Origin of the sequence: Cytobacillus firmus, assembly GCF_023657595.1 — a bacterium.
Taxonomy (GTDB): domain Bacteria; phylum Bacillota; class Bacilli; order Bacillales; family Cytobacillaceae; genus Cytobacillus; species Cytobacillus firmus_B.
Window position 1 is genome coordinate 685,288 of record NZ_CP098323.1, and the last position, 20,058, is coordinate 705,345.

Here is a 20,058-nt window from a genome sequence, read left to right on the forward strand (position 1 = left end):
GGGCCATCATCAGCTAACGGGTCAGGTTAGTATAATAAAGGATATTTGAAGTTGACTGGGAATATATTCATAAAAAGAGTGGAGTGGTGTTTATGTTAAAAAAAGGTTTTGTTTCAATTATTTCGATTATTGTTATCTTAACTACTGTAGGGTGTATAAATAAGAATAAGGAAGCCATAACTACAAATGTGGAAAATAATAATCTAGCACAAAAATGGAATCAAAGCCCTCTATTCAAATCTGGTAATTATACAATGATTGGTGAAAAAGGGCGCTTAGGTTTCATTTATGATGATAGTGAGGTTGTTAGATTTTATCCAAATAAAACTCAAAAATATATGTGGCATTTTTGGGGAGAAGAACAAGAGTTTAACGGAAATCTTAAAGTAGTTGCTATACATGAGAATGATGAAGAAGAGCAAATAACTGTGGCAGAAGGCGGACTAGGTGGTGATAATAACGGAGCAGACCGACACGCCCCATCTAATATGTCATTACCAAAGAGTGGTATGTGGAAATTAGATGCTTATATTGGAGATAAACTATTCGGAAGTGTGTATGTTAAGGTCCATAAGAAATAAACTTCTAAAAAAAATGGTCGTTGTAGTTTTTAAAAAAGAAATTTAACTTCAACTAATGGGTGCACTGCTTAAAGAACGGCTGCCATTACAACTGTCCTTTTTATTCAACAAAAGGGGCAGTTTTGTGGAATAAGGATTTTTTTTAAATTTATAAAAAGCAATTTTTGAACCTATTTGATAATAAGTAATACTTAGGAAGGAAACAAGCTTCACAATAATAAACATAATAATGACAAAATTGAAACAATTTAGTGTTTTATTCGTATAGTTAGTAAAAGGGAGGTTTGGGTTTTGAAGTATCTGGCTATTGGAATTGTTTTATCAATAACTGGTGTTTTGTTATCATTGGGTTTTTGGGAATTAAGTAAGGCTTACTTGGTGACAGGAGCAATTGGATTATTTTTTTTAGCAATTTCTGTGCTTATGTCAGGTTCTATAGTTGGTACCCACCGTGTGAGGGCTGGTTTAGAAGCACCTGATTCTCCTGACGAAAGACAGAAGCGAAAAAGATCAAGTATTGGCTCAGTTTTTATTGGATTACCAAATATTATAACTGCGTTCCTTCTTTATTTCTTTCTTAACTAATAGGGTAAATCTAATTATTTAGATTGATCTGCTGCCAGTATAGGTGGCCTTTTTTTTGACTAAAGGACAGGTTAGCTATAAATAGCATAGATTCCTTTTTACTTGTTATAATTTAAGTTTGTATCTTTTGTTTTATTTTAGCTGTAATCGGAGGCCATTTGTATGATAAGAAGGTATAAAGCATATTTCTTGGTAATTTTATTAATCATTGCAGCTTTAGCTATCTTTGATAGTATAAACAGTTCAAATGTTGCGGAAGATGTCCGAAAGGAAAAGGATAAGTTAGCTTCTAAAGTTACAAGGTTAGAAAAAGAAAATGAAAATAGGTCTAATCTATTCGTTGAGGTAAGAGAGGAAAAGGAGGACTTAGAAGAAAACCTTTCTCAAATGGAAGAAGAAGTTGAATCTTTAAGATCTGCCTTTGAATATCAAGAATTTACTGCGGCAATAGATACTATTGAGTCTTACAAAGCTTCACAATCATTTCAGGAAGCAACTAAATTTATGGCCTTTAAGGCTGGACAGGGTTACTTTACAACAGACAAAGCAGGGAACTGCCCTTGTGGCTTTGGCTTTAATGGCAAAGGATTTGAATGGATACCAAATGCTGTTCTGGATCTTAAGGAATTCAGAATTGAAAAAGATAAAGTATACCTTACCTATAATACTGTCGAAGATATCAAAAACAATTATCAATTTGTTATGACTAAGGCGATAGGAAGGTATGATAGTGTGAAAAAGTGGAGAATAGAAGACATTAAACTTGTAACAAAGGAAAAATAAAAAATACAAACTATATTGTGAAGAACTGTACTTAAACTATAGGGTGCGTTAGTTTAAGAACGGACTAAATAAAGGACCACACATTTTAGATATGTCTAATATGTGCGGTCCTTTTATTATCAACTGTTTTACCTATCTAACCTAAATCAAACATTGGTTATACCCGTTTATGCGAGATAATGACAATGATAGTATGGTAGGAGAGTAAGCATCTAAAACTTTGAGGAAGCCTTATTTCCAATTAGATTATTTGTTTAGGAGGCCATAGTTTAATAGCGCTTTCACGTTCAATGTCAATAATGTATAAGATAGTGAGTTGAAGATCCACCAGGGTGCGGTAAAGGGGCGCGATGCATATATGCTAGGTCGTTGAACTATGATTGCTTTGCTTCAATATGAAGCAAAGTATTTTTCTTTTTCAGCTAACGGAACAGGAATTTCTTTCAATCAATCGAAATACCTCATTATTGTGAAATTAGAACCGACATTTTTAGGCAATAGATGTCGGGCAGCAATGCCTGCTTTCTTCTAAAATAATTAATGGAAAGGGATGGAATAGTTGGATTGGCTGGAAAAAATGAATAACGTATTGGATTATATTGAACAAAACCTTGATAGTGAAATTGACTATAAAAGGATGGCAGCAATTGCATATACTTCGGAGTTTCATTTCTCAAGGATGTTTTCATCTATTTCTGGTATATCATTATCAGAATACATTAGACGAAGACGTCTAACAGCTGCAGCTTTTGATATTCAAAAAAGTGATATGCGGATAATAGATATAGCAGCAAAATACGGTTATGATTCTGTTGATTCATTTACCCGGGCTTTTAAAAAGACACATGGAATGACGCCTTCTGTTGCCCGTAAAAATGGAATACAATTAAAAAGCCTTTCCAAGAATCTCTTTTCAAATTTCTATTAAAGGAGATGTGGAAATGGAGTACAGATTAGAGAAAATCGACTTTGAACTAAGAATTGTTGGAAAGGGAAGTCCGGTAAAAACTAGTAGAGCATTCAAAACCATACCTTCAATATGGAATACTGCGAAAAAGGATGGATTTATGCAAAGGCTAATAGATATGTCATGGGAAAATCCAAAATGTACACTTGAAGGTCTATTGGGGATTTGCGGTAATGAAGCTGCTATTACAGATGAAGAGTTTGAGTATTTTATGGGGGTGAGATATGAGGAGGAACTCCCGAAGGATCTAAGAACAATTTGTATACCTCCAAGTACATGGGCTGTCTTCCCCAATATACCTAATGCATGGAAAAGGTTGTATTCAGAATGGGTTCCGACTTCTGGCTATGAGTTAGCAAATTTGCCTTGTATTGAATGTTATTACGGACCAAAGCATCAACCAAGGCATGAGTTATGGGTTCCAGTGAGATCAAGATAAAAGAACGTTCTATAATTGAATTCCTTATTAAGGTAAAGGGGGGAGTGGAATAAGCCATATTGAAAATCAAGTGAGGGTGTTATTACTTATATAGACCAAGATGAAGAAGCCTACTTCTATTCTGATGAAGAAGAGGGCTGCTGCGTTTGTTGTACCAACGAGGGTAGTTGTTAAATAAGAAAAGGTTTTTTATAAAAGGAGAATTCACCCAAAATCGGAAATCCAAATTTATGGAGTGCAGCCTTAAAGAAAAAAGGAGGAGGTAATCTTATTAAAAGGGAGAATGTTAATAAGCATATTATTGAGAGGAGTTTGAAGATGTATCATAGTTTAAGCGATTTTTATACATCTTGGGAATTTGAGGCAGGAGCTACAAGCAGGATTCTTAAAAATCTCACGGATGAATCATTAAATCAAGAAGTCACTCCAAATCAATGGTCTTTAGGACGTATTGCGTGGCATACGGTCACTTCTATTAAAGTGATTAGTTCACAGGCAGGATTAAGGTTTGACGCTCCTGATGAAGACTGGTCTGTCCCATCATCTGCTAATTTCATTGCTGAAAGCTATATTAAATCTTCACATGAATTTGTTGAGGCTTTGAAAACTCAATGGACTGATCAGACCCTATTGGAACAAATTAATTTCTTTGGCATAAACATGACAAAGGGAAGTCTTTTATTATTTTTAAGCCAACATCAAACTCATCACCGGGGACAAATGACTATTCTAATGAGACAAGCAGGAATTAGTGTTCCAGGGATTTACGGTCCTTCAAAAGAAGAATGGGCACAATTTGGAATGGCTGAACCAAAACAGACTTTATTTGACAAAAATTTTTAGAGACTGTATTGCATCTAGATATTTAATCAATTCACTATTATACAAAGCGTAGCCCCCTAATAAATGACTTATGAACCAGCTGCCATCTAAGGCGGCTTTTCTTAATGGGCTAACGGGGCAGGTTACTTGAATAAAGAGCTAGTAGTATGGAATTATTAGAAGTATAATATTAGAATACATATATTATTTAGATGTGGGGGATGAAATATTGCAAATTCGTGAAATTGAAAAAAAGGACAATCAAACAATGGAGCAAATTATAAAACGCTCATTGGAATCATTTAACTTAAATATTCCAGGAACAGCATATTTTGACCCCCAACTGAGCAGTCTAGCACAATTTTACAAGCAACAATCGAATGGAAAATATTGGGTTGCGGTGAATGAACAAGATGAAGTAGTAGGCGGTGTGGGTATTGCAGCATTTGGACAGAAGACAGGGATTTGCGAGTTGCAAAAGCTATACATTGCACCTGAAGCTCAAGGTATGGGTCTGTCGAAGGTGCTTATGAAAGTAGCACTCGACTTCGCCAAGGAACACTATACACACTGTTACTTAGAAACACTGAAGAAACTCAAAGCAGCTAATCTCCTTTACATCAAATTAGGTTTCCAACAACTTGAAAGACCACTAGATGGTTCAGAGCATAATGCTATGGACGCTTGGTATATAAAAGAATTATCGTAAAGGAAGGTAATAAGATAAGAAATAAGACAATTAGATTTTACTGATGCTGATAGATAAAATCTAGTAGAGATTGTGATGATATATACTTAAACGAAACAGCGCATTATCTTTTTATGCAACTATAGGGGCAGGTGTTTATTCAATAAGAATCTATGCTGTTATATCACATTTGACATATAATGTGAAACAATACAGAGCAATACAATAAACTTAGGAACATTGAGTAATAGTCACGGATGTTGGAGGAACATTGGCTGCTGCTCCGAGAAAGAGGTTGAAACTATAATCCCATAGTGCAATATCTACGCTATCTTGTCCACCTGTTAAGCTGTGGCTAAGGTTCATTTGACCAATTACTAGCTGGGGATTTCCAACAGTTGGTTTATAAATTCCAGCAAAATTTATACCTAGGGTTATTCTATTGTCACTTTGGCTACATCCACTCGGTTCTATAGAAACTGGAGATACTCTAAAACTCTGGTCTCCTTCGGATAAGTCTAAATCGGTAAAGCTTATAAAAAAATTACTGGTATCATTATTACAATTAGGGCAGATGCTGCCGATTACTGTTAAGATTCCTGATTTATTTCCCACTGGGAAAATACTTACTTGAGTTTTTGTTTTGATTTTAAATGAGGCAGAACATGTGCAAGGGACATTTGGATTTATAGGACCAAAAGGTTCACATGGATTACAATGAGGACAGTCAACCTCATTACATGAGCAACTATTATTTCTCAATATTAATCAATCCTTTCTCGTTTTTTAATATTATATTAAATAGAACAAATCATTGATTGGACAAACATTACATTTGCAATGAATAGTACGATCAAAATATGTACTAACGGAAAAGTTGGTTATTCAACTTAGGGGTGCTTATTTTCAAGATCAGCTGCCGGATTGGGCAGCTTTTTTTATTCAACAAAAGGGGAAGTTTAGTTCATTAAGACAAAGAGGGAATTCAAATGGTTTATCGAATATTGGTAAAAAAAATTAGAGGGGGAGACATGATTGAAGCACGCATTAGTTGTTGGTGGTACTGGTATGTTATCAAGAGTTTCGCTTTGGTTAATAGATAACGGCTATCATGTTTCTATTATTGCTAGAAGCGCTGAACGAATGAAGCAACTACTACAAAAGACCAGTTCGAATAGTGATGTAACTCCATTATTAGTTGATTATAGAAATAATGACGAATTAATAGAGAAAATAAACCTAACAATTAAGCAAAATGGAGATATTGATATTGTTGTGGCATGGATTCATTCAATTGCAGAAAATGCTCTTCAAATTATTGCCAATGAGGTTTCAAAAGGTAAAAATGATTGGGAACTATTTCATATATTAGGGAGTAGTTCAAACTTAGAAGAAATCAAGAAAAAGACTGCAGCACCTGCCAGTTTTGTATATTATCAAGTTCAACTAGGTTTTAAATCTGAAGGTACCCAGTCAAGATGGTTAAAAATAAGGAAATTTCTGAAGGTGTAATTGAAGCTATTCAGAAGAAAAAGAAAGTGCTGATTATTGGTCAAATTGAACCTTGGGAAAATCGCCCTAATTAACAATTAATAACGTTATGAAGGGAAGTAGTTAAAAGAGGGTGCAAAAGTTAAGAAAATGGGCTGTTTGTGAAGAAATGACTTATAACGGGTGCTATATTCAAGATCAGCTGCCGATTCAGGTTTCTTTCTCTTTTTAAACAAACGTGGCAGTTTAGTAAAATAACTAAAATTGTAAAACAGTATAGAAATAATAAACGTTATACTAAAAGAAAGGTGGGATTTGGAATGGAAAGAATTATTTTATTTGATGGAAAGTGTATTTATTGTGATCAAAGCGTTCAATTTATCATCAAAAGAGACCCAAAAGGACACTTAAATTCGCTTCGTTACAAATTTATTTAGGAAAAGTATTATTGAATAAGCATAATGCTCCAGAGGACATAGATAGTTTTGTTCTTATAGAAGATAACAATTGCTGCTTTAAATCATCGGCAGCACTTCGAGTTTGCAAAAACTTGAAAGGAGCATGGAAGATACCTTATGTCCTGGTAGTTATCCCAAAACCCATCAGAGACTTCTTTTATGGGCTTATAGCTAAAAATAGATATAAATGGTTTGGCAAAAAAGAGAGCTGTATGTTACCTTCCCCTGAAGAAAGAAAACGGTTCTTATAATACTTGAAGAAATTGCTTGAGTATTACTATGGGGAGGCTAAGTAAGAAGCCGACTTATAAAACAGACTGGAGTTTTTTTATGAAAAAAGTAGTTTTAGCAGGTGGAACAGGCTTTATTGGTGAATATTTTAAGAGCAAATTTAAGGAATTAGGATATGAGGTACATATCATATCAAGGCAAAAGCAACATATTTCTTGGAAAGATAAATTGAGTGTTAAAGATGCGTTAGAAGATGCTGAACTTCTAATCAATCTTGCGGGGAAATCTGTGAATTGTCGATACAATGAAGCAAATAAGAATGAAATTATGAATTCAAGGATAAGGACTACTAAAATACTTGGAGAAGCTATCCAGGCGTGTACTAATCCACCTGCCACTTGGATGAATTCCAGTACGGCAACTATTTATCGGCACGCAGAAGATCGTCCAATGACTGAAGAAACAGGAGAAATTGGTTCAGGATTCTCGGTTAATGTTGCAACAAACTGGGAGAAAACCTTCTTTTCCTTTGACTTACCTAAAACAAGGCAGATCGCCTTACGCATAGCTATTGTATTAGGTAAGGACGGTGGAGTTATGACACCTTATCGAAATTTAGTGAAGTTTGGACTTGGAGGAATTCAGGGTACGGGAAACCAAAAGTTTAGTTGGATACATATCGACGATCTGTTTCAAATCGTTCTCTTTTTGAAAGATAATGAAGAGCTAAGTGGTGTTTTTAACTGCTCTTCACCACACCCTGTAAGTAATCATGAATTAATGAGAGAACTAAGAAAAACGATGAAGGTTCCATTCGGTTTACCTTCGCCCAAATGGATGTTGGAGATTGGCTCACTATTCATTAAAACAGAAACAGAATTAGTGTTAAAAAGTCGGTGGGTTCTTCCAGAACGGTTAGAACGTGAAGGTTACACGTTTACTTTTAAAACGCTTGATAAGACCTTGCAAGACATTCTAAAGTAATGAAATGTTCTATAGATAAAGATTGTGAAGGGTTACACCTAAAGTAAAGGGTGCATTAATTAAAGATACGGCTGCCAAATTTGGCGGTCTTTTCTTATTAAACAAAAGGGGCAGGTTAGTTAAAAAAGGAGAACCTTTTTATCTGAAAAGAAGTTTTTCTTTTCTGGATAGGTGAAAACTGTGTAGGAGGACTTTATGAAGGAATTGTGTAAGTTGTTAGAAAATAAATTTCATATAGAGGTTGAATTATATGCCTAAAATTGACAATATGTTAGCAATTCTATGGATGCTTCGTTCAGGTGAAAAAATTACTGCAAAACAAATTTCAGAAAAGTTAGAGATGAATATAAGAACTGTGTATCGTTATATTGATACCATTTCAACAAGTGGCGTACCTATAATTTCAGAACCAGGACATAACGGTGGATACACTTTATTGAACAACTTTATTGAGGCTCCTCTTTTTTTTGATTTTGAGGAGCAAACTTCACTATTTCACGCTGCTGTTTTTGCAGAAGAAGCCGGATATTATGGAGGTGAAGCACTAAATAGGGCCATTTCAAAACTAAGTAAATACTCAAATCAAGAGCAGGAAACAAAGATAAATCAACATTTAACTAGTCTTGAAGTAATAAGTCGATTAAGTTCACTCTCTATGGAACCTTTTTTGAAGGAGTTGGAGCAGGCCGTTGCTGACGGGTACTCAGTAAAAATTCTTTACCATAAAAGTGGTGAAAAGCAATTAAATTATAGATTGGTCGATCCGTACAGAATTATCTATTGGAATAATAAGTGGTATGTGATTGGATTTTGTCATCTTAGGAATGATATCCGTAGTTTTAGAGTAGATCGAATTGAAAGTCTAATGCTAACCGAAAATAAGTGTAACCGGCCAGAAAATTTTTCAGCACGTGACTTTTTTATAAAAAACCTTCTTCCAACTATAGAAGATAAGGAAGGGATTATTCCTTTGGTTATTAATGGAGTTAAAAGTGTATTGGCTGATATTTGCCAACATTGGTTTTTAGGACATTATTTACAAGAACGGACTTCAAATCAAGCAGTTTTTCTTCTTGAAGAAGATATAATACATACATATGTACCTTATTTACTTTTACCGTACAATAAATCTATTAAAGTTATTGAGCCTATAAGTCTTAAGAAAAGACTTATTGAAGTTCTGTCGGAATTAATAAAATTTCATCAAGAATGATAACTTCCCTGACGTTAACTGTCAGGGAAGTTATTTTATAATTGCTATATAAATTGTGATTGGGAGTGTTGTTGGATGCAAACAAAAAAAGTTTTTCTATATGTATTTAATTCAATGTCGGACTGGGAATATGGATATTTAATTGCTGAACTAAACTCAGGAAGATACTTCAAAAAAGATTTAGCACCTTTAAAAGTAATTACTGTAGGAGCTAATAAAGAAATGATTATTACTATGGGAGGACTGAGCATAAAACCAGATATTTCCCTTGATGAATGTACTCTTGAAAGTAAAGATCTTTTAATTTTACCGGGAGGGACTACTTGGAGTGAAGAAATTAACCAACCTATCTTGGAAAGAATAGGCCAAGCTTTAAAGTTTGGCACTGTTGTTGCTGCAATTTGTGGTGCAACTGAGGCCCTGGCGAATATGGGATACTTAGATACTAGAAAGCATACAAGTAATAATTTAGAATACACAAAAATGGTATGTCCTAACTATAAAGGAGAAAGGTTCTATGAGGTGGGATCTGCGGTAACTGATGCGAATTTAGTTACTGCATCAGGAATAGCTCCTCTGGAATTTGCGAAGGAAGTACTGAAAAAATTAGATGTACTTGCACCAGATACATTACATGCCTGGTATAACCTAAATAAGACTCATAAATCTGAATACTACTTCCAGTTAATGAATTCAATAAATAGCTGAGCTAAAAAATCTACTTAGCAGTTTTATATTAGTTCAAATAAAAATAATGAAGTAACTGAAAAGCTCACTTTCTCTATTTTGTTTTGCAGAGAAGTTGGGCTTTTTAATTTGGAGTTTCCATATCGTTGTTAATCCGCATTTTCCTGACGCTACCCGTTATTGAAGTTACGTTCAATATTCCTGAAAGAAGTTTGTGAACGGGTGCGTTAGTTAAACAAAGGGGAATTGAAAAAGAAGTAGAAATAGTAGGTTAGGTAATTGATTATTTGATAAGCAGCTATCATAGCAGCTTATTTTTATTTTGGAATGTTTATTCAGCAGGAGGTGTGTATTTGTCAAAGGGGCTGCTCCATCATATCGAGCTGTACGTATCAAATTTGGAAAGGTCATCCGAATTTTGGGGGTGGTTTCTCGAGGAGTTAGGATATGTATCTTTTCAAAAGTGGGAATTCGGACAAAGCTGGAGACTAGGTGAAACCTACATTGTCTTTGTGCAGGCAGAGGAACGCTTTCTTGAAATTCCATATCACAGATGCCGAGTGGGGCTGAATCATCTGGCATTTTATGCTGAATCACGGCTTCACGTTGATGAAATAACGAATGTATTAGAGGCTAAAGGGGTCAATATTCTTTATAAAAACAAGCATCCTTTTGCAGGAGGAACTGCTCATTACGCAGTCTATTTCGAAGATCCTGATCGAATTAAAGTTGAATTAATTGCTCCTTTATAAAACGTGGTCTGCTTCTATTTATTATGGAAAGTGAAATTTATGAGCGGGAGGCTTAAAATGTTTATTGTAAATGTAGAAGGAGCTATAAGGAAAAATGACAAGTGGCTCATTGTTGAAAGAAGTAAAAAAGAGGAACATGCAGGTGGTTTGCTTTCCCTTGTTGGAGGAAAGGTGGATTTAGAAGGAAACTCATCAAATATTTTAGAAAGAACTGTAAAGCGTGAAATTTTAGAGGAAGTCGGTGTAAAAGTAAAAGACCGTTTAATTTATGTACACAGTACTTCTTTCGTAACAGATACTAATCAAAATGTAGTCGATATTGTTTTTCTTTGCGAATATGAATCTGGTGATGCATTACCTTTATGTTCCGATGAGGTAGAAGAGGTGCTTTGGTTAACAACTAAAGAGATTTTACATCACCCGAAAGCGCCTGTTTACTTAAAAGAAAGTATTAAATGTGCTGAAGCCTTGATTCCGGTCCATTAGTAGCAGGGGTCTATTAATCTCGTAATTGTAAAAAAAGCAGCCCAATTTTTCATTAATAATTATTGAGAAATTGGGCTTTAAACTTTTCTAACTATTATTTTATCAGGAACTATGCTTTTTAACAGAATCTATAATCTGATTCCAGTCTTCACTATGAATCTCATGTCCAGTTCCATCAAGTGTCACCATTTCAGAATGCGGGATGGCTTTCTTAAGGGCAAGTCCGTGCTCGTATGGGAGGGCCGGGTCTTCTGTTCCATGAATAATGAGAACTGGTACGCGGATCTCATCCATTCTATCGTAATATTCTTCTCCGCCTTGCAGCAGGGCATGGTTAAATCTGCTCGGCAGATGATTGGCACGGTCTGCTTCTCGTGCTGCGAGTTTATACATTCTTTCCTGCTCGAAAGGTTTGGAGCCGGCTAATGTTTTCCATCCGCCCGCGAGATAAGGAATAGCCGCATTCCGATCCGACCAATCGATGGAAGCGCTCATCGCGTGGTAATCCAGGATGTTCTGATCCATTGGCGGCAGTTTTTCCATCTCAGTTCCAAATACACTTGATGCGATAAGCGTAAGTGTCAATACACGTGCCGGATATCTTAAGGCAAGAATCTGTCCGGTCAATCCGCCCATGGACATGCCGACGATATGGGCCCGGTCAATGTGATAAGCATCCAGTACGCCTGCCGCATCGTCAGCCAAGTCCGTTATTGTATAATTGGAAGTCCCGGGTTCATAAGTGGTCGATCTGCCCAGATCCCGATGATCGTACCGAATGACAAATCTCCCCTGATCAGCCAGACGGAGACAGAAATCTTCGTCCCACCAGTCCAGTGAAGACATTGCGCCCATGATCAAAAGAATTGCTGGATCCTTGGAGTTTCCAAAGCTCTCTGTACATATATCCACATTATTTATTTTCATTATTTGTTCACTCATATTTTACCTCCGTATAATCGTATATATCGCAGATCAGATTGTTTCCGGAGCATTTAGGCCTGCCCCAGTTCATTATCTGTGCCGAATCCACTTGATAATCATGATGGGCCTCCTTAAAAAATTTTTTTAACAAGGGACACATCCCTATATGTATTACCCTAACATATCTCTAAGTACCTTAAAGCCAAAATTTCCGGTGGTTTCTTCTTTAGACTGAATGTGGAGAAATGGGCATCTGGATTAAAATAGACATAAAAAGAGCCGTATTTACGCTAAAACTGTAAATACGGCTTTTTTTTATTGATTAATCCATTGAAATAAATGAATTACTGTGGTAAATTTATATAGATGCGCATTATGTAAATAAAGTTAAGTATATTATCCCTATCTTAATTATATAATGCAATCGATTCGTTTGTCAACCTTTTTATAAATTTTTTTAAGGAGTGTTTGCTATGAATTTAAAACTTCAGCAGGAGCAAAAACGATTGGATGGTGTAATGGAGACGATTACGGAGGAAGTCCGCAGATTGGAAGAAGAAACCTCCAGGCGTAAAAACGAAGTGGTTCATATCCGCAAACACTTTTGGGATGAAGTCAAGGTGAATACGGATACCTTTGATGATTATTTGGAGACCATTATTGGTTTGAGGCAGGAGGCACAGGCTCTGTCTGTCAGCCAGAGTACCCATCGGCATGCTTCCAAGCGCTTGTCTGCCTTGCGCAGGATGGAGGAGGTGCCCTATTTCGGCCGGATCGATTTTATGGAAGAAGGCTCTTCGGAACAGGAGCCTGTTTATATTGGCATTTCTACGCTGAGGGATCAGAGCGGCGAGAATTTTCTTATTTACGACTGGAGGGCGCCGGTTTCGAGTGTGTACTATGATTGCCAGCCGGGACCTGCTAAGTATGAAACACCCGGAGGCACAATTAAGGGCACATTGGAGAAAAAGTGGCAATATTTGATCCGCCGCGGAGAACTTCAATCCATGTTCGATACGAGTCTGACCATTGGGGATGAAATTCTGCAGCAGGTTCTCGGCAAGGGAACTGATAAGCATATGCATAATATTGTGGCGACCATTCAACAGGATCAAAACCGGATCATCCGTCATGATCAGGGAAGGCTGCTTATTGTTCACGGTGCTGCCGGTAGCGGCAAGACGTCAGCTGCCCTGCAGCGGATTGCTTATCTGCTTTATAAGTACCGGGAAAATCTGAATGCAGATCAAATCATCCTGTTTTCACCTAATAGGATGTTTAACAGCTATGTATCCAATGTGCTGCCGGAGCTGGGGGAAGAGAACATGCAGCAGGTTACCTTCCAGGAATATTTGGATCATCAGCTGGGTAAAGAGTTCGCCGTAGAAAATCCATATGAGCAATTGGAGTATGTTTTAACTGCTGCGAAAACCCCTGAGTACAAATCAAGGGTTACGGGCATTAAATTTAAAGCATCTGCCCGTTTTTTTGAGGCGATTAATGCCTACTTGAAGTCGCTTGAATTGTCGGGAATGGTATTTAAGGAAATAACTTTTAGAGGAAAGCCAATTGCTGCTGCTCAGCAAATGGCAGATCAATTCTACAGCAGAGGCACTTCAATTCGTTTTCATAACAGACTTGAGAAGCTGGCGGATTGGCTTATTAAGCAAATTAATGAAGCTGAAAAAGCTGAACGGTCCAAGGAGTGGGTACAGGAGGAAATCGAGCTGCTCAGCAATGAGGAATACCATAAGGCGCATGCCTACCTGGCGAAAAAACGCGGCTTTTCAGGGGATTCGATTCATGATTATGAAATCGAGCCTGAAGCATTAGCCCGCCTGATTGTCCGGAAAAAATTCAAGCCGCTGCGAAAACAAATCCGGGCCATGCGTTTCATTGATTTTAAGGCGATATACAAGCAGCTTTTTGCAGATCCCCAGAAAATCCGAGAGTGGATGGAAGAGGAGATGCCGGCAGAATGGGCTGCTATCTGTCAGTCGACTCAGGAAATGCTCGATGAAGGCAGATTATGTTATGAAGATGCTACTCCATTTTTATATGTGAAAGAGCAAATTCAAGGCTTTCAGACAAATAGTGCGATTAAACATATTGTGGTGGATGAGGCACAGGATTACTCTCCGTTTCAATTTGAGTTCTTAAAGCGTTTGTTTCCTGCATCCAAGATGACGGTGCTCGGTGATTTTAACCAGGCGATCTTTGCCCATGCCAGCGAAACAGCTGATTTTCACACACTCACCAGCCTGTATGGACCGGATCAGACAGAACTGATTAATTTATCGAGGAGCTACAGGTCGACTAAACCGATCATCGAATTTACACGAAGACTGGTTCCTAACGGGAAAGAGATCATCCCATTTGACCGTGATGGAAAGCTGCCTGAGCTGAAGCGATTGTCCGATCAAACCGAACTGCACAGCTTCATTGCCTCCAAGGTTGCTGACTGGAGAAGCCAGGGGCTTAACAGCATGGCCATTATCTGTAAGTCTGCAGAAGAAAGTGCACAGGCCTATGAAGCCTTGTCCGGCATCGAGGGAATAAAACTCCTGAAAAGCAACTCGACCGAATATGAAGAAGGAGTAGTTGTCGTACCTTCGTATTTATCCAAGGGCATTGAATTTGATGCCGTTATTATTTATGATGCATCGGAAAGTGTATATGGTGATGAAAGCCTGCGAAGAGTGTTTTATACCTCCTGCACGAGAGCGATGCATGATTTGCAGCTCTGCAGCGTGGGTGAACCGAGTCCCTTCTTGCAGGATGTTTTACGGGAAGGTCTTATTCAGGTCTGACTTGGCTGGGTGTATCATCTATAGTTAACTTAGAAAGAAGGATTGATCGAATGTCGCAGCAAACCAATACGGATCAAAACAAACCGCCATATGGCATGATCGCCATTTTATTTATCGGGGCTTTTGTCGCGATATTGAATGAAACATTGTTGAACGTTGCTCTCCCATCCATTATGGAAGAATTTGATGTGAATGCAACTGCCGTACAATGGCTGTCTACAGGCTATATGCTTATTAACGGGATTTTAATTCCAGCGAGTGCATTTTTCATTCAGCGATTTTCCGATAAGAAATTATTCATTACAGCCATGTCACTGTTTACTTTGGGAACATTCCTGGCCAGCATTGCGCCTGCATTTGGTGTGTTATTAGGGGCTCGGATGATTCAGGCTTCAGGATCCGCGATAATGATGCCCCTATTAATGAATGTCATGCTTACCGCATTTCCGGTCGAAAAAAGAGGGGCAGCAATGGGGATGTTTGGTCTTGTCATGATTACAGCTCCAGCAATTGGGCCGACTCTTTCCGGATGGCTGATTGAACATTACAGCTGGAGAATGTTATTTGACCTTGTTCTGCCAATTGCCCTGCTAACAGTAGTTTTTGCAGTCTTCAAGTTAAAAGATATCACACCGCAGAGAGCGATTAAGCTTGATTTCATCTCGCTGGTTTTATCAAGCATCGGGTTTGGCGGCCTGCTTTATGGCTTTAGTTCAGCAGGGGAAAAAGGATGGGATAATCCCCTCGTGTACGGCACGATTGTGATTGGGGCACTTGCTTTACTTACCTTTGTACTCCGTCAGCTTCGGATGGATGATCCTATGCTTGAATTTCGCATCTACAAATATCCGATGTTTGCCCTGTCATCAGCCATTTCAATCGTGATCGCCGTTGCCATGTTTTCAGCGATGATTTTGATGCCCATCTATGTACAGACCATCCGCGGAATTTCACCGATGGACTCAGGCCTATTAATGCTTCCGGGAGCAATTGTAATGGGAATCATGTCTCCCATTACAGGGAAACTCTTTGATAAGTATGGGGCCAGAGTTTTAGCGGTGATTGGGCTGACCATTACCGTTGTAACATCTTATTATTTCAGCAGAATTGGCATGAATACGGCCTATTCAACCCTTGTTCTGCTGTATACTTTTCGAATGTTCGGGATGTCAATGGTTATGATGCCTGTCATGACAAATGGATTGAATCAGCTGCCGCCGATCAGCAATCCGCATGGAACCGCCATGAATAATACACTGCAGCAGGTATCCGGCGCCATTGGCTCCGCGCTGCTGATTACCGTCATGAATAACCGTACAAAAGAAAAAGCAGAGGAGCTGGCTGCTGACACACTGGCCAATATGAGTGCAAGTGCAGCTCAGCCATCTGCACAGGCCGCAGCTGACATGCAGCAGCAAATCATGAATGAAGCGATGCTGCATGGCATTAATTTCACTTTCTTCCTTTCTGCATTGATTGCGGTCATCGCACTTATACTTGCTTTCTTTATTAAGAGAGTGAAACCTCATCATGAGAATCAGACAGGTGAGGAATTGGCTGTTAAAGAGTGATCAATATACTGAAAACCGGGTGATGTCCAGTTTCTGGCACCGCCCGGTGTTTTTAAAAGATAAGAAAGTATAAACTTTGAACGTCGATAACTGTCTAGCTCCAGCGCCTACCCCCTCGAGGTCACAAGACGATCCTCCCAAAAAGGCAAAGGACGCCTTTCCGTGAGGCTCGTCTTGTGCTTGTCGGGGGTGGGCAAGGCGCTTGCGCTTTTCTTTTGCTGCCGCTATTTTTTTAATAAAAAAGGGGCAGTTGCAATTACACCAATCACATACAAAAGCAATGCGAAGTAAGCAGGAAGCAGGTGGATGAAATCCGTATAGTTAATAAAAAAATGAGTTATAATTCCAGCGGCGAATGCCGGAATGGCTCCAATGGTGAAGGTCCACCACACCCACCTTTCCCCCTCGCGGATTCCCCATAAAGCCAGCATCAAGACGAGCAAGCCCACACTTAAAAGAGCACTTCCAAATCCTGCACGGTCATGTGCGATCACAGGAATTAACCGATCGTTAAACTCATTAAGAGCTTCCGGAGTCAGGCAAAGATAAGCAAGGTCAGTTGGTACAAATACATGTGAAGCTCCAATGAAGGAAATGACCATCCCGCCAATAGCTAATGAAAAGCCCAGTATTACAAAGCAAAGCTGGCCGGCTAAACTCAGCTTCCACTGAGCACTGTTGAAAAGGTTTGAACTGACGGGGGATGCATTTGCTGTTCTTGATTTTAAATATCCCAAAATAAACAAGGGCAGTAAAATAAGCCAAAACAGCCCATGGAGCCAATCGAAATAACCATAGCCAATAAACAGGACAATTCCCAGGAAGCCGATGGTTCCTGCTATATTTACTGCTTTTCTTGCCCAGTGGAGGCCATTTCTTATTCCATGCCTGGCAAGCTGCATATAGATGATTCCGCCTGAAATCATCGTTCCTGAAAGGGTCATTCTGTCATGTGCCATAAAGTATAAAATGGCAGGGTTAAAATAAAGAATATCTTTCCTGAAGATCCCCAGGAATCTCTCATCATATGGAAGGACCACCGAAGTCATGCTGAAAAACAGCGCAATAAACCCTGCAATGGCAATAGCCAAGCCAAACAGCCAATACCATCGCCATCCCTCCGCTTTTACAGGCTCCATCGGAAATGTGCTGGTATAGGCTTCATTAATCCTCTTTGGCAATCCAGGTCCAGTAAAAATGTACTCATCGCCTAACATGATTAAAGAAGCTCCGCTTTCCAGCAGTTTAGTAGCATCTGAAGGCTCTTTTACCCAGCCTGACGTGATGATGGGCAAATCTTCGCTGAATACTTCCCTGAGAGCCACAAGCCTATGAATGAGTTCTTCCTGTGAATCATAGCCTGTAAGAAGAATGCCGTCCGGGCGATAGTCCAGGCTGAGAGGATCATTTTTTGGAGAAGTAAGGATGATAGGTTTATTTAATTCATATTTAAATTGATTAAATTGGCTCTCTGATTGAAAGGTCTGACTGTCCAAAATAAATCCGTCACTAAAAGGCAGCAATTCTTCACAAATTTGCATGGCTTCCCGATAAGTTCCTTCCACATTAATGAGGAAAGGAATTTTCTTTTTCTTTAGAGAAAGCAGCTGTTTCTTAGCAGCCGTTAACTCCATAGAAGCGTCAGTTAATCTATGTATCTTCTCTTGTTTCGGGTCCATATATAGTTCTTCTGCTGACCCTCGAATGGAAACAGGCCCGATCTCAATAAAACCAAACCCCAAATTCTGAAAAGCCTTCGTCCCCGTTAAGTGAGGGTCAATCCTGCCGCTTAGTCCGACTGGAGCGGAAAAATGAACGCCAAATATATTTTTCGCAAGCTTGCCGGAGGGTTCCATATGACCAAGAAACTCGATTACTCCTTCCCCTATACGGGTGGATGAAATCATGCTCATTCCGCGATGGATAAACTCCCGGCTGAAGGAAGTTGGAAGCTTCTGAAGTATGGGCTTGAAAATAGGATGATACGACCAATCCGGCAAATAAACACCTCCCATTTTTATCTATTTTAGCATATGCGTTTGGATGGATAGGTTGTTTATTAGGTGAAAGAGTGCTCTTTTTATTGGCTTTTTTCACATAGATTGTTGTTTTTTCCCGATGCTAATAGGACCTTAATATAATTGCGTTCTAGGAGGCGGTAAAAATGTGGGAAAGTTTATTCCAGGGATTCTCAGAACTACCTAAATCAGAACAATTTAAGTTATATAATGCGATTAAGTTTCTATTGTTTCCGGCAGATCAAGGAGACGTAGCAAAGATAATTAAGGATATCCTTGCAGCAGAAAAAGGGCTAAAGCACGAAATTGTGAATATTCGAAAGGGAATTTACGTCAAGAAGTCAATTTACCATATCCAACACGTCAATGCTTATCACGCTCAGCTCAAGAAATTTATGCAAAGGTTTCAAGGTGTGGCGACCAAGTACTTGGATAACTACCTTTTCTGGTTCAAATATATTAACCAAACAAAACAAAAACTATTGCCAAATCTGAACGGGTAAAACAACTCCTCTTAGGTTCTTGCCGGAATTCCAACCATTCTACAGTGGAGATATTAAGAACAGCTTAAAAATTACGTTTTTGATGGTATATTTGGTGTGCAAAAATTTGAAATAAGCCGGAAACCTCTTTAAGAACTTATGTTAAAATTAGAATAATCGAAATAAACTTGTTTTACTAACGGGGCAGGTTAGTGAAAGAAGAAGGAGCTAAATTATGCAGGTTGAGGTAGTGGTTGAATCAATTGGATAAGACAGTCACTTTTTCATTCAGTAGCACAAAATATGAAGGTACAGAGGCGACAGAAACATTTAATTTTAAAGAATTAGGTATTGATGAGGATTTGGATAATGAAGCGCTAAAAATAGAAATAGATAGGATTTTTCAAGCTTGGGTTTGGGAAAAACTCAATATTTCTTTTAGTATTGTTATAAACAAGGACAAACGTTAGTACAGATAACAAACGAGAAACATATTAATATTGCACTAAAGGGCTTATATTTAAGATCAGCTGCCGAACCAGGCAGCTTTTTCTTATTTAACAAAAAAGGCAGGTTAGTTCAATAAAGTAACTGTAATAGTCGTAATGTTATACTGTTGGAAAGGTTGGAAATTAATGATATTGGAAGCTGTTATGCTACAAGTTAAGGTAGGTATGGAAGCAGAATATGAAGAAGCATTTCGTGGGGCATCCAAAATTATTTCTTCAATGAAAGGCTACATATCTCACGATCTTCAACGATGTATGGAAGTTGAGTGAAAATATTTACTACTGGTTCAATGGGAATCATTAGAAGACCATACAGTTGGATTTAGACAATCCAATGAGTATCAACAATGGAAAAAGCAATTACATCATTTTTATGACCCATTTCCAATAGTTGAACATTTTGAGAAGGTTCAACTTTAATTAGTGTTTTTAAACTATCAGAGGCATTGATCCAAGAAGGATTGATGCTCTTTTTGTTGAACTTATTGAACTAACGGGGCAGCATTCCTGTAATAACTGAAAATGCGGTTTGAATGAAAAAAGACCTCTTGATAAGATGAATGTGTCCTGAGCTGGC

At 38.2% G+C, this 20,058-nt stretch carries 18 protein-coding genes and 4 pseudogenes; 19 read left to right on the forward strand and 3 right to left on the reverse strand.

Annotated features, from left to right (window positions below):
- Positions 1 to 92 precede the first annotated feature (92 nt).
- The 7 genes and pseudogenes from NAF01_RS03695 (at position 93) to NAF01_RS03725 (ending at position 4,886) form a co-directional block, all read left to right on the forward strand.
- A complete protein-coding gene (locus NAF01_RS03695; protein ID WP_250801785.1) occupies positions 93 to 581 on the forward strand; it encodes a DUF4871 domain-containing protein in 489 nt (162 codons plus the stop codon).
- A 291-nt stretch (positions 582 to 872) separates the two neighbouring features.
- On the forward strand, positions 873 to 1,166 hold the full coding sequence (locus NAF01_RS03700) for a DUF5316 family protein (RefSeq protein WP_250801786.1): 294 nt from the start codon (positions 873 to 875) through the stop codon (positions 1,164 to 1,166).
- 162 nt (positions 1,167 to 1,328) lie between these two features.
- Positions 1,329 to 1,949: a hypothetical protein gene (locus tag NAF01_RS03705; RefSeq protein WP_250801787.1), complete on the forward strand. Its 621-nt coding sequence runs from the start codon at positions 1,329 to 1,331 to the stop codon at positions 1,947 to 1,949.
- A gap of 376 nt (positions 1,950 to 2,325) precedes the next feature.
- The gene (locus NAF01_RS03710; protein WP_250801788.1) at positions 2,326 to 2,481 is read left to right on the forward strand and encodes a hypothetical protein; all 156 of its coding nucleotides are present in this window, start codon (positions 2,326 to 2,328) and stop codon (positions 2,479 to 2,481) included.
- Positions 2,482 to 2,508: 27 nt separating this feature from the next.
- Positions 2,509 to 3,355, forward strand: a pseudogene (locus NAF01_RS03715) (AraC family transcriptional regulator).
- 318 nt (positions 3,356 to 3,673) lie between these two features.
- The gene (locus tag NAF01_RS03720; protein WP_250801789.1) at positions 3,674 to 4,198 is read left to right on the forward strand and encodes a DinB family protein; all 525 of its coding nucleotides are present in this window, start codon (positions 3,674 to 3,676) and stop codon (positions 4,196 to 4,198) included.
- A 208-nt stretch (positions 4,199 to 4,406) separates the two neighbouring features.
- Positions 4,407 to 4,886 carry a GNAT family N-acetyltransferase gene (locus tag NAF01_RS03725; RefSeq protein WP_250801790.1) on the forward strand — a complete coding sequence of 160 codons (480 nt, stop codon included), beginning with the start codon at positions 4,407 to 4,409 and terminating at the stop codon, positions 4,884 to 4,886.
- A gap of 210 nt (positions 4,887 to 5,096) precedes the next feature.
- Here NAF01_RS03725 and NAF01_RS03730 read toward each other — a convergent pair whose 3' ends face one another.
- Entirely contained in the window at positions 5,097 to 5,627 is a 531-nt protein-coding gene (locus NAF01_RS03730; protein WP_250801791.1) for a hypothetical protein, read from the reverse strand.
- 273 nt (positions 5,628 to 5,900) lie between these two features.
- Between NAF01_RS03730 and NAF01_RS03735 the strand changes: the two genes are divergently transcribed.
- The 7 genes and pseudogenes from NAF01_RS03735 to NAF01_RS03765 all read left to right on the forward strand — a co-directional run bounded on the left by NAF01_RS03735 (position 5,901) and on the right by NAF01_RS03765 (position 11,167).
- Complete coding sequence (locus NAF01_RS03735) at positions 5,901 to 6,377, forward strand: SDR family NAD(P)-dependent oxidoreductase (RefSeq protein ID WP_250801792.1); 477 nt, start codon at positions 5,901 to 5,903, stop codon at positions 6,375 to 6,377.
- Between the two features lie 299 nt (positions 6,378 to 6,676).
- A pseudogene (locus NAF01_RS03740) lies at positions 6,677 to 7,065 on the forward strand (thiol-disulfide oxidoreductase DCC family protein).
- Between the two features lie 79 nt (positions 7,066 to 7,144).
- Positions 7,145 to 8,029 carry a TIGR01777 family oxidoreductase gene (locus NAF01_RS03745; protein WP_250801793.1) on the forward strand — a complete coding sequence of 295 codons (885 nt, stop codon included), beginning with the start codon at positions 7,145 to 7,147 and terminating at the stop codon, positions 8,027 to 8,029.
- Between the two features lie 250 nt (positions 8,030 to 8,279).
- Complete coding sequence (locus NAF01_RS03750) at positions 8,280 to 9,242, forward strand: helix-turn-helix transcriptional regulator (protein ID WP_250801794.1); 963 nt, start codon at positions 8,280 to 8,282, stop codon at positions 9,240 to 9,242.
- Between the two features lie 75 nt (positions 9,243 to 9,317).
- Positions 9,318 to 9,950, forward strand: coding sequence for a type 1 glutamine amidotransferase family protein (locus NAF01_RS03755; protein ID WP_250801795.1), 633 nt, complete (start codon positions 9,318 to 9,320; stop codon positions 9,948 to 9,950).
- A gap of 332 nt (positions 9,951 to 10,282) precedes the next feature.
- The gene (locus NAF01_RS03760; RefSeq protein ID WP_135149560.1) at positions 10,283 to 10,681 is read left to right on the forward strand and encodes a VOC family protein; all 399 of its coding nucleotides are present in this window, start codon (positions 10,283 to 10,285) and stop codon (positions 10,679 to 10,681) included.
- A 57-nt stretch (positions 10,682 to 10,738) separates the two neighbouring features.
- Positions 10,739 to 11,167 (forward strand): NUDIX hydrolase, encoded by a 429-nt coding sequence (locus tag NAF01_RS03765; RefSeq protein WP_061794426.1) that lies wholly within the window; start codon positions 10,739 to 10,741, stop codon positions 11,165 to 11,167.
- A 102-nt stretch (positions 11,168 to 11,269) separates the two neighbouring features.
- Here the strand turns inward: NAF01_RS03765 and NAF01_RS03770 are convergent, their stop codons facing one another.
- Entirely contained in the window at positions 11,270 to 12,109 is an 840-nt protein-coding gene (locus NAF01_RS03770) for a CBF family alpha/beta fold macrolide esterase (RefSeq protein ID WP_250801796.1), read from the reverse strand.
- A gap of 455 nt (positions 12,110 to 12,564) precedes the next feature.
- On the opposite strand from NAF01_RS03770, the gene helD reads away from it, so the two are divergent.
- Together helD and NAF01_RS03780 are read left to right on the forward strand one after the other, a co-directional pair.
- Entirely contained in the window at positions 12,565 to 14,901 is a 2,337-nt protein-coding gene (gene helD / locus NAF01_RS03775) for an RNA polymerase recycling motor HelD (RefSeq protein ID WP_250801797.1), read from the forward strand.
- Between the two features lie 50 nt (positions 14,902 to 14,951).
- The gene (locus NAF01_RS03780; protein WP_250801798.1) at positions 14,952 to 16,472 is read left to right on the forward strand and encodes a DHA2 family efflux MFS transporter permease subunit; all 1,521 of its coding nucleotides are present in this window, start codon (positions 14,952 to 14,954) and stop codon (positions 16,470 to 16,472) included.
- Between the two features lie 224 nt (positions 16,473 to 16,696).
- On the opposite strand, the gene NAF01_RS03785 is transcribed toward NAF01_RS03780, so the two are convergent.
- Complete coding sequence (locus NAF01_RS03785) at positions 16,697 to 18,472, reverse strand: dihydroorotate dehydrogenase (protein WP_250801799.1); 1,776 nt, start codon at positions 18,470 to 18,472, stop codon at positions 16,697 to 16,699.
- 305 nt (positions 18,473 to 18,777) lie between these two features.
- Here NAF01_RS03785 and NAF01_RS03790 point away from each other — a divergent pair.
- From NAF01_RS03790 to NAF01_RS03800, 3 genes and pseudogenes are all read left to right on the forward strand, one after another.
- Positions 18,778 to 19,061: pseudogene (locus tag NAF01_RS03790) on the forward strand (IS1595 family transposase); the annotation flags it as partial.
- 165 nt (positions 19,062 to 19,226) lie between these two features.
- Positions 19,227 to 19,442 carry a hypothetical protein gene (locus NAF01_RS03795; RefSeq protein WP_250801800.1) on the forward strand — a complete coding sequence of 72 codons (216 nt, stop codon included), beginning with the start codon at positions 19,227 to 19,229 and terminating at the stop codon, positions 19,440 to 19,442.
- A 165-nt stretch (positions 19,443 to 19,607) separates the two neighbouring features.
- A pseudogene (locus tag NAF01_RS03800) lies at positions 19,608 to 19,901 on the forward strand (antibiotic biosynthesis monooxygenase family protein).
- The last annotated feature ends 157 nt before the right edge of the window (positions 19,902 to 20,058 follow it).

Bases quoted from the DNA above. Each gene is read 5' to 3' on its own strand.
- NAF01_RS03695 (WP_250801785.1), top strand. From the start codon at position 93: ATGTTAAAAAAAGGTTTTGTTTCAATTATTTCGATTATTGTTATCTTA.
- NAF01_RS03705 (WP_250801787.1), top strand. From the start codon at position 1,329: ATGATAAGAAGGTATAAAGCATATTTCTTGGTAATTTTATTAATCATT.
- NAF01_RS03710 (WP_250801788.1), top strand. From the start codon at position 2,326: ATGATTGCTTTGCTTCAATATGAAGCAAAGTATTTTTCTTTTTCAGCT.
- NAF01_RS03720 (WP_250801789.1), top strand. From the start codon at position 3,674: ATGTATCATAGTTTAAGCGATTTTTATACATCTTGGGAATTTGAGGCA.
- NAF01_RS03745 (WP_250801793.1), top strand. From the start codon at position 7,145: ATGAAAAAAGTAGTTTTAGCAGGTGGAACAGGCTTTATTGGTGAATAT.
- NAF01_RS03750 (WP_250801794.1), top strand. From the start codon at position 8,280: ATGCCTAAAATTGACAATATGTTAGCAATTCTATGGATGCTTCGTTCA.
- NAF01_RS03755 (WP_250801795.1), top strand. From the start codon at position 9,318: ATGCAAACAAAAAAAGTTTTTCTATATGTATTTAATTCAATGTCGGAC.
- NAF01_RS03765 (WP_061794426.1), top strand. From the start codon at position 10,739: ATGTTTATTGTAAATGTAGAAGGAGCTATAAGGAAAAATGACAAGTGG.
- NAF01_RS03770 (WP_250801796.1), bottom strand. From the start codon at position 12,109: ATGAGTGAACAAATAATGAAAATAAATAATGTGGATATATGTACAGAG.
- helD (WP_250801797.1), top strand. From the start codon at position 12,565: ATGAATTTAAAACTTCAGCAGGAGCAAAAACGATTGGATGGTGTAATG.
- NAF01_RS03780 (WP_250801798.1), top strand. From the start codon at position 14,952: ATGTCGCAGCAAACCAATACGGATCAAAACAAACCGCCATATGGCATG.